The organism is Streptomyces sp. NPDC001515 (assembly GCF_053597115.1).
Map to the genome: position 1 here is coordinate 209,544 of NZ_JBSFHN010000011.1, position 9,952 is coordinate 219,495.

A 9,952-nucleotide genomic window follows, 5' to 3' on the forward strand; every position below is an offset into this window, starting at 1 on the left:
GGGAACCGATGAGCACCGACTGGCGGCTCTTCCGCGGAGGCGACGCCGAGCCGCATCCCGTCACCGCCTGGCCCGCGCCGCCGCCGTGGCGGACCTTCGGCGGCGGTGAGGGCCCGGAGCCGGCCGAGGAGACGGCGGCCGGGCGGCCCCGGCGCCGGTACGTGATCTCCGAGACCGACCGCGACATCGTCAACACCGCCCTCCACCTGCACCGCCCGCTGCTCGTCACCGGCCGCCCCGGCACCGGCAAGTCCACGCTCGCCCGTGCCGTCGCCCGCGAACTCTGCCTGGGCGAGGTGCTGCACTGGCCGGTCAACAGCCGCTCCACCCTGGCCGAGGGGCTGTACCGCTACGACGCGGTCGGCCGGCTCCGGGACGCCTCGCTGCGCGGCGGCACCGACGACGGGGACACCGCCGAGCCTGACATCGGCGACTACCTCCGCCTCGGCCCGCTCGGCACCGCCCTCCTGCCGCGCACCGTCCCGAGGGTGCTGCTCATCGACGAGCTGGACAAGGGCGACGTGGACCTGCCCAACGACCTGCTCACCGTGTTCGAGGAAGGGACCTACGAGATCCCCGAACTGGCCCGGCTCAAGGGCGCGTCGGCGCAGGTCCGGGTCACCGGCCCGGACGACGGGCCGGACGGCGGCCGGGTCACCGTCACCGGCGGCCGGGTCACCTGCCGCACCTTCCCCGTCGTGGTCATCACCAGCAACGGCGAACGCGACTTCCCGCCCGCCTTCCTGCGCCGCTGCGTCCGCCTGGACCTCAAGCAGCCGGACGCCGAACAACTGCGCGCCATCGTCGGCATGCACCTCGGCACGGACGCCGCGACGGAGGCCGAGCGCCTGATCGAGGAGTTCCTGCGGCTGCGTGACACCCAGGCGCACGACCTGGCGACCGACCAGCTCCTCAACGCCGTCCACCTGCGGGTCTCGGGCGCGGCGATGGACTTCGACAAGCTGCGCGACACGGTGTTCCGCTCGCTCGGGGACCTGGACGCCTGATGTTCGACCGGCTCACCGCCCTCCTCGGCCGCGCCGGAGTGGACCTGTCCACCGAGGAGCTGCTCGACGTCCTGTGGATCGCCGAGGTGCGGCGGCGGGGCGAGCCGGACCACGAGCCCCCGCCCGACCCCGAGCCGGACACCCGCCCGGTCCGCCCCCTCGAACCCGAGGAGGCGGACCGCGACCACGCCGCCCGCCGGTCCGGCCACGACCTCCCCGGGCCGCCCGACCCCGAACCGGAAGCCGACGAGCCGCAGGGCCTGTACGCCCCCGCCGCCACCGGCCCCGCGGCCGGCCGGTCCGCGCGCCCGGTCGGCGTGACCGGGGTGCGGTCCCTGGAGTCGCAGCGCGCCCTGAACCGGGCGATGCGCCCGCTGCGCCGCACGGTCGCCTCCCGCACCGACCTGGTGCTCGACGAGGCGGCGACCGTCGAGCGGATGGCCGAGACGTTCCTGCCCGAACCCGTCCTGCGGCCCCGGCCCGAACGCTGGCTGAGCGCCGTCCTCGTGGTCGACGACGGCCCCTCCATGGTGCTCTGGCAGCGGTACGCCGCCGAGGTGCGCACCCTGCTGGAGAGCCAGGGCGCCTTCCACGACCTCCGCGTCCACGGCCTCGACAGCTCCGGCGGCCCCGGCCCGCTGCTGCACGCCCACCCCTTCGTCCCCGGCCCGCACCCGCCGGCCGCCCTGCGGACCGACCCGGTCCGCCCCACCCCGGTCCTGGTGGTCTCCGACATGGTGGGACCCGCCTGGCGCTCCGGCGCCGTCCCCGCCCTGCTGCGGAGCTGGGCGCGCAAGGGCCCCGTCGCGATCCTCCAGCCGCTGCCCGAACGGATGTGGCCGGCCCCCGGCGGCCGGCCCGCCGAACGCCTCCTGGTCCGCTCCCGCCGGCCGGCCGCCCCCGGCCGCGCCCTGCGCGTCAGCCACCCGGTGCTCCCGCCCGAGCTGATGTCCTACGGCGGCACCCCCGTGCCGGTCCTGGAGGCCACCGAGGGGCAGCTCGCCCCCTGGGTCTCGCTGCTCGCCGAGGGCGACAGCCGGACCCCGCTCCCGGTGCTGATGATCCCCGACACCGACACCGACACTCCCACCGACACCGAGCCCCCGGCGCCCGGCCCCGCTCCCGCGCCCACCCCCGAGGAGCGGTTCCGCCGCTTCCGGGAGGCGGCCTCGCCGGAGGGCCGGAGGCTGGCCGGTGCCCTGGCCTCGGTCACCCCGCTCACCCTGCCCGTCATGCGCGTGGTCCACGAGGCCCACCGCACCGCCGGGGGCACCTTCCACCGCGCCCAGCTCGCCGAGGTCTTCCTCGGCGGCCTGCTGCGCCGCTCCGGGCACAGCGCCCTGGGCGACGGCGCCGAATACGCCTTCCTTCCCGGCGTCGCGGACCTGCTCCTCGACACGGTCCGCACCTCCGTGGCCCTGGACACCGCCGACCGGGTCGCCGCGTACCTCCTGGAACGCAGCGGCCCGGGACCCGAGTTCCGCGCCCGGCTCTCCGGCGACGGCCCCGACGCCACGACGAGCCTCCCGGACCGCGCGGGCCCCTTCGCCGCCGCCTCCCCGGAACTCCTGCGCCGCCTCGGTCTCACCGACGCGCCGGGCACCGGCCCGCGCCCGGACGCCCCCGACCCGGAACCGGCCCCCGCCGACGAGCCGGTGTCCGACGGGCCGACGGGCCCGGCCGAGCTGTACGTGATGGAGGAGATGGCCCCGGCCTTGGTGGCGTTCGCCCGGCAGGTGCTGGAGGATCCGGGGGCCCCGGTCGCCGTGGTGCGGGAGGCCGAAGCGATCGTCGAACTGGGGGCGAACTGGCAGCCCGACTACGGCTGGAGCGCGGTGACCCAGGTGGCGGGTCTCGGCCGACGGCTCGTCGAGGCCCGGCTGACCGGCCGCCGGGACGAACTGCTGCGGCTGGTCCGCGCGCTGCTGTCCCGCCTGGCGGAGTGGACCGACCTGGTCACGCGGAGCATGCGGGGCCACCTCGCCATCGCGCTGAGCGGTCTGGGCGAGACCGCCGAGGCGACACAGGAGCTGAGGGCGGTCATCGCGATCTCCGCCGAGGTCCACGGCGCCGACCACGACTACACCCTCAACGCCCGCCGCTTCCTCATGGAGATGCTCTACGACGACGACTGCCTCACCGAGGCCGTCGAGGAGGGCGCGGCCCTGCTGGCGGCCCATGAGCGGCTGGACAACGGGGCGTACCGCTGGGAGCACATCGAGGTCCTGAAGTACCAGGCGTACGCCCTCCACCAGCTGGACCGGTCGCACGAGGCACAGGTTCTGCTGTCCAAGGTGCTCGCATACCAGACGAGGCCCGAGAACCGGGTCTCGATCAACTCGGTGCTCCACACGCGCGCCTGGCATGCCGCCACCCTCGCCGAGCTGGGACGGTACACGGAGGCGGAGAGCGAACTGCGCGCCGGGATAGCGGAGTTGAGGCAGTCGGAGGAAGACGTCCAGGGCGCCGGCGTGATCCGGATCATGGACAGCCTCGCGGACCTGCTCGACGACTCCGGACGGCACGACGAGGCCGAGCCGTACCGCCGGGCCACGATCGAGGCCAGCGAACGGTTCTACGGCCCCGACCGCAGGACCACGTTCCGGGCACGACGGGATCTGATCGCGACGCTCCGCAGCCTGGGGCGGGCCCGGGAGGCGCGCGAGGAGATCGACGCGCTGGAACCGCGGGCCGTGGAGGTTCTGGGGGAGTACCACCGCGACACCCTGTTCATCCGCGAGCTGCAGGCGCTCATCCGCTCGGACCTGGGGGAGCACGAGGACGCGGCCGAGCGCCTGCGCCGGCTGATGGAACAGGCGGAGAGCCTGGGCGCGCGGGGCCGGCGGGCCTGGCTGGGCTCCCGCTACGAGCTGGCGACCGTCCTGCACGCGGCGGGGCGCTCCGAGGAAGCGGCGGAGCTGCTGGACGCGCTCCTGGTGGACGCCCGCGCACATCTGGGACCGGAGGACAGCTTCACCGGAGTGACCCGCTACCACCTGGCCCGTGTGCTGGTGAGCCTGGAGCGGAACGACGAGGCGCTCACCCACTTCCGGGAGCTGCTGGCCATGGAGGAGCGCACGCTGCCCGAGTGGAGCCTGTCGACGGCCAACACCCGGCTGCGGATGGGCGTGCTCCTCACGCGCCTCGGGCGCCACGAGGAGGCGGCCGGACAGCTGGGTCTCGCGCACGAGGCGCACCTGCGGGGGATGGCGCCGGACGCCGTGCCCGCGCTGTCGGCCGGCCACCGCTACGCCGTCGCCCTCACCGCGGCCGGACGGCCTCAGGAGGCCGTCGACCTCCTCACCTCCGTCGTCGAGGGACGCCGGGCCCGGCGCGGTGAGGCCCACCCCGACACCCTGCGCTCGCGCCAGCGGCTGGGAGACGCGCTGGCCGCCCTCGGGCTGACGGACCGGGCCCGTGCCGAGTGGACGGCGGTGCGGGACCTCGCGTCCCGGGAGCTGGGCGAGGAGCACGAGATCGTGCGTACGGCCGCCGCGTCCTTGGCGGCACCGGGTGCCCCACCCGCACCACCGCTCAGATGAGCGCGAAAGTGGTGGCAATTCGCGGGTGATTCACCGTTCGCCGTCCGTTTCCCGGCGCATCACAGGCCAAGAGGTCGCCATGCGTGACCATGGTGGCACCGTCCGCCGCCCTTCCGGTGTCCGGATGGTGACATCTGAGCGGCCCCTCCGGCGTGATCCTCGCCACGCCTGATGACTTGATCGCTCACATGAGCGCTCTTTTGGGGGATGCATTTCTCAAATGACGGCACTGCGTGCCAGGGGTTCGTACTTTGATCGATCGACGCTTCCCTTACGTAACGTGCCGGGAATGACGGAAAGCCCTAGCTGTACGTAATCATGCGTTCAAGAAGTAAACTCGAACGCTCTGCAGAGCGCCGCCTCGTTCCACTTTCGATCTGCTGGCGGACGGGTGGTTGCGGCCCCACGACGCGCAAGTGGACGTACCCAGGCACCTTCGATCTGGGTATGTTCCTCGCCGTCAGGGCAGCCACCGCGTCTTCGAGGAGTCGAGACCGTGTCGGAAAACAGTGATGTGCAGAAGTTCGTCTACGACTTCACCGAGGGCAATAAAGATCTGAAGGACCTCCTCGGCGGGAAGGGGGCCAACCTCGCCGAGATGACCAACCTCGGTCTTCCCGTCCCTCCCGGGTTCACCATCACGACCGAGGCGTGCAAGGTCTACCTCGACAGCGGTGAGGAGCCGGCCGCCCTGCGCGACGAGGTGAGTGCGCACCTCGACGCCCTGGAGACCCGGATGGGCAAGAAGCTCGGCCAGGCGGACGACCCGCTGCTGGTCTCCGTACGCTCCGGCGCCAAGTTCTCCATGCCCGGCATGATGGACACGGTCCTCAACATCGGGCTCTCCGACGCCTCCGTGACCGGTCTCGTCGCGCAGTCCGGCGACGAGCGGTTCGCCTGGGACTCCTACCGCCGGCTCATCCAGATGTTCGGCAAGACCGTCCTCGGGGTCGACGGCGACCTCTTCGAGGAGGCGCTGGAGGAGGCGAAGGCGGCCAAGGGCGTCACCGTCGACGTGGATCTGGACGCGGCCGATCTGAAGAAGCTGGTCAAGCAGTTCAAGAAGATCGTCGCCCGGGACGCCGGACGCGACTTCCCGCAGGACCCGCGCGAGCAGATGGACCTGGCCATAAAGGCCGTCTTCGAATCGTGGAACACCGACCGGGCCAAGCTCTACCGCCGTCAGGAGCGCATCCCCGGCGACCTCGGCACCGCCGTCAACATCTGCTCCATGGTCTTCGGCAACCTCGGCCCCGACTCCGGCACCGGCGTGGCCTTCACCCGGGACCCGGCCAGCGGCCACCAGGGCGTGTACGGCGACTACCTGCAGAACGCGCAGGGCGAGGACGTCGTCGCCGGTATCCGCAACACCATGCCGCTCGCCGAGCTGGAGTCCATCGACAAGAAGTCGTACGACGAGCTCATGGGGATCATGGAGACGCTGGAGACCCACTACAAGGATCTCTGCGACATCGAGTTCACCATCGAGCGCGGCCGGCTGTGGATGCTCCAGACCCGGGTCGGCAAGCGCACCGCCGGCGCCGCCTTCCGGATCGCCACCCAGCTCGTGGACCAGGGGCTCATCGACGAGGCCGAGGCGCTTCAGCGGGTCAACGGCGCGCAGCTCGCGCAGCTGATGTTCCCCCGGTTCGACGACGACGCCAAGACCGAGCTGCTCGGACGGGGCATCGCCGCCTCCCCGGGCGCCGCCGTCGGCAAGGCCGTCTTCGACTCGTACACCGCGATCAAGTGGTCCCGCTCCGGCGAGAAGGTCATCCTGATCCGCCGCGAGACCAACCCCGACGACCTCGAAGGCATGATCGCCGCCGAGGGCATCCTGACCTCGCGCGGCGGCAAGACCTCCCACGCGGCGGTCGTGGCGCGCGGCATGGGCAAGACCTGTGTCTGCGGTGCCGAGGAGCTGGAGGTCGACACCAAGCGCCGCCGGATGACGGTTGGCGGCACGGTGATCGAAGAGGGCGACCTCGTCTCCATCGACGGCTCCACCGGCAAGGTGTACCTCGGTGAGGTCCCCGTCGTGCCGTCCCCGGTCGTGGAGTACTTCGAGGGCCGGATGCACGCGGGCGCCGACGACGCCGACGAACTGGTCGCCGCCGTGCACCGGATCATGGCGTACGCGGACCGGGTGCGCCGGCTGCGGGTGCGGGCCAACGCGGACAACGCCGAGGACGCCCTGCGCGCCCGGCGGTTCGGTGCCCAGGGCATCGGCCTGTGCCGCACCGAGCACATGTTCCTCGGCGAGCGCCGCGAGATGGTCGAGAAGCTGATCCTGGCCGACACCGACCAGGAGCGCGAGACGGCCCTGGAGGAGCTGCTGCCGCTCCAGAAGGCCGACTTCATCGAGCTGTTCGAGGCGATGGACGGGCTGCCCGTCACCGTGCGGCTGCTGGACCCGCCGCTCCACGAGTTCCTGCCCGACATCACCGAACTCTCGGTCCGGGTGGCGCTCGCGGAGTCCCGCAAGGACGCCAACGAGAACGATCTGCGACTCCTCCAGGCCGTCCACAAGCTGCACGAGCAGAACCCGATGCTGGGTCTGCGCGGGGTCCGGCTCGGCCTGGTCATCCCCGGTCTCTTCGCCATGCAGGTCCGGGCGATCGCCGAGGCCGCCGCCGCCCGCAAGAACGCCAAGGGCGACCCGCGCGCCGAGATCATGATCCCGCTCGTCGGCACGGTCCAGGAGCTGGAGATCGTCCGCGAGGAGGCCGACCGGGTCATCGCGGAGGTCCAGGCCGCCACCGGCACCGACCTCAAGCTGAAGATCGGCACCATGATCGAGCTGCCGCGCGCCGCGCTGACCGCCGGTCAGATCGCGGAGGCGGCCGAGTTCTTCTCCTTCGGCACCAACGACCTGACCCAGACCGTCTGGGGCTTCTCCCGCGACGACGTGGAGGCCTCGTTCTTCACCGCGTACCTGGAGAAGGGCATCTTCGGGGTGTCGCCGTTCGAGACGATCGACAAGGACGGCGTCGGTTCGCTGGTGCGCAGCGCGGTCGCGGCCGGCCGGGCCACCCGCCCCGATCTGAAGCTCGGCATCTGCGGCGAGCACGGCGGCGACCCCGAGTCGGTGCACTTCTTCCACGAGGTGGGCCTGGACTACGTCTCCTGTTCCCCGTTCCGCATTCCGGTGGCGCGTCTGGAGGCGGGCCGGGCGGCGGCCGAGGCGAAGGGCAGCGACAGCCGCTGACCCCGGACGACTGATTCCGGAGGCCGGCGCCGGACCGTGCCACCCTCAGCGGTCCCGGCGGCGGTCGCGGAATTCCCCCGGAGCGGCGGCGCCCTGTGCGGGGGTGCCGCCGCTCCGCCATTCCCATATTTCGTTTAATGCGCAAAGAGATCGGCCCGTAACCGCCGACGGGCCCGGAACGGACCGGGGTGCGGTCCATGGATCCCCACCCATGGACCGCACCCCTCTTACCCCCGTCGCGTGCGGAGCCGCACCGTCACCAACCGCCGCCGAACGAGCAAAACCCCCCACGGCCTTCACTCGCTCTTCCGGTGGTTCCGGAATCGCACCCGACGCCGTACAGCCTTTCGGTTGGCGACGGGTCCGGGCGAGACGTTTCACCTCTGGCCGAAACCCCGTGGTGACGTGTTGTTACGCTTCGCATACTCTTGGGCAGGGGTAATTGCACGTGCAAGGGGTGGGGGTTCGGTGCTGCGTATCCATGTGTCCGGATGGGACCTATCCACGGTGCGGATGGCCACCCGGCCGGACGCATTATGGGAGACCGTTCTCAGCTTTCACCGGCTCAGGGACCGCCGGGCTTCCACGGTCTTCGGGAAATGGCGTACGGAAACCCGGACCCGGTTGAATAGTGAAGTACGCCTGCTGTCCTCCGTCGTGCCATCCCGCGGCTATTTCCCCGACTTTCTGACGCCTTCCGGAGGCGGGCCGGAGCCGCTGGACTTCGCCACCGGAATCGAGGTCCTGCGCGACACCCCGCCCGAGCGGCTGCGCGCCGAGCTGGCGGTGCTGGACACCCAGGCCGCGGCCTGCCGCCGGGGCGCCGCCCGGCGCACGGTCCGGCCGCTGGAGCCCGACGCGCTGGGGGAGGGGCGCACGGAGCCCCTGGGGCGGCTCATCGGCGCGCTGCGCGCCTACCACCGCGCCGCCGTCGAGCCCTACTGGCCGCACATCCAGGCGAGCATCGAGGCCGACCGGACCGTCCGGGGCCGGGCCCTGCTGGACGGCGGCCCCGAGGAGCTGCTCGCCTCGCTCCCGCCGGTCATCCGCTGGCGCGCCCCGGTCCTGGAGGCGGACTACCCCGTCGACCGGGAACTGCACCTGGACGGCCGCGGGCTGCTCCTCCAGCCGTCCTTCTTCTGCCGGGGCACCCCGGTCGTCTACCGGGACCCGCTGCTCCCGCCGGTGCTCGTCTACCCGGTCACCCACGCGGCGGCCCCCGCCTTCGCCGAACCGGGCCCCTGGCTCGGCCGGCTCCTCGGCTCCACCCGTTCGACGGTCCTGAGGGTGATAGGCGACGGCTGCACGACCAGCGAGCTGGCCCGCAGGGCCGGGGTGTCCCTCGCCTCGGCCAGCCAGCACGCCTGTGTGCTGCGGGAGGCCGGTCTCGTGCACACCCTGCGCCACGGCAGCTCGGTCCTCCACACCCTCACCCCGCTCGGCGGGGCGCTGCTGCGCGGGGGCGCGCCGCTCGCCGTGCCGTGACCGGGATGCTGTCCCGCCGGTCGAGGAAAGGTTTTTCCTCCGGCGCCGCACGGAAGGAATTCTCCCGTCCGGCGCCGATGAGTTCCCGGCGGTCCGGCTGTCTACCCGGTGTGAGCGCGTTCGAGCGACGCACCGACCACACCACCCAGAGAGCGGGACGGCCATGCCCCAGATGATTTTCGTGAACCTGCCCGTCAAGAACCTGGCGACGACCAAGGAGTTCTTCGGCAAGCTGGGCTACTCCTTCAACCCCCAGTTCAGCGACGAGCACACCGCCTGCATGGTGATCAGCGACGCGATCTTCGCGATGCTCCTGGAGGAGCCGCGCTTCAAGGACTTCACCAAGAAGGAGATCGCCGACGCCTCCGCGACCACCGAGGTGATCCTCGCGCTGAGCGCCGACAGCAGGGAGAAGGTGGACGAGCTGGTGGACGCCGCCCTCGCCCACGGCGGCTCGCCCGCCAACGACACCCAGGACCTCGGCTTCATGTACGGCCGGTCCTTCCAGGACCCCGACCACCACCTGTGGGAAGTCGTGTGGATGGACCCGGCGGCCGTCGAGGCCGGCGGACAGCCCGCCTGACGGCCGGGGGAAACGGCCGCGCGGCGCCGGATGTGCGACGCTGGCGCTGGTCGGCCTGGAGCCGGACGAGCTGAAGAAGGTCTCCGAGCGGCTGCACGGGGAGAGCGACCACTGGCACGCCGACGTC

General features: G+C 72.1%; 5 protein-coding genes and 1 pseudogene. All 6 read left to right on the forward strand.

Going from position 1 to position 9,952, the window contains the following annotated elements:
* Positions 1-8 precede the first annotated feature (8 nt).
* Positions 9-1,007: an AAA family ATPase gene (locus tag ACWCXC_RS14745; RefSeq protein WP_450888952.1), complete on the forward strand. Its 999-nt coding sequence runs from the start codon at positions 9-11 to the stop codon at positions 1,005-1,007.
* Positions 1,007-4,549 carry an SAV_2336 N-terminal domain-related protein gene (locus tag ACWCXC_RS14750; protein WP_450683937.1) on the forward strand — a complete coding sequence of 1,181 codons (3,543 nt, stop codon included), beginning with the start codon at positions 1,007-1,009 and terminating at the stop codon, positions 4,547-4,549. Before ACWCXC_RS14745 ends, ACWCXC_RS14750 begins: the two co-directional genes overlap by 1 nt.
* Before the next feature lie 496 nt (positions 4,550-5,045).
* Positions 5,046-7,757, forward strand: a complete 2,712-nt coding sequence (gene ppdK, locus ACWCXC_RS14755; RefSeq protein WP_450683938.1) for a pyruvate, phosphate dikinase — start codon at positions 5,046-5,048, stop codon at positions 7,755-7,757.
* Positions 7,758-8,225: 468 nt separating this feature from the next.
* Positions 8,226-9,242, forward strand: coding sequence for an ArsR/SmtB family transcription factor (locus ACWCXC_RS14760; RefSeq protein WP_450888955.1), 1,017 nt, complete (start codon positions 8,226-8,228; stop codon positions 9,240-9,242).
* Positions 9,243-9,405: 163 nt separating this feature from the next.
* Complete coding sequence (locus tag ACWCXC_RS14765) at positions 9,406-9,825, forward strand: VOC family protein (RefSeq protein WP_450683940.1); 420 nt, start codon at positions 9,406-9,408, stop codon at positions 9,823-9,825.
* 25 nt (positions 9,826-9,850) lie between these two features.
* Positions 9,851-9,952, forward strand: a pseudogene (locus ACWCXC_RS14770) (short-chain dehydrogenase); the annotation flags it as partial.

Excerpts from the sequence above, each read along its gene's own strand:
- ACWCXC_RS14745 (WP_450888952.1), top strand. The coding sequence starts at position 9 with ATGAGCACCGACTGGCGGCTCTTCCGCGGAGGCGACGCCGAGCCGCAT.
- ACWCXC_RS14750 (WP_450683937.1), top strand. The coding sequence starts at position 1,007 with ATGTTCGACCGGCTCACCGCCCTCCTCGGCCGCGCCGGAGTGGACCTG.
- ACWCXC_RS14765 (WP_450683940.1), top strand. The coding sequence starts at position 9,406 with ATGCCCCAGATGATTTTCGTGAACCTGCCCGTCAAGAACCTGGCGACG.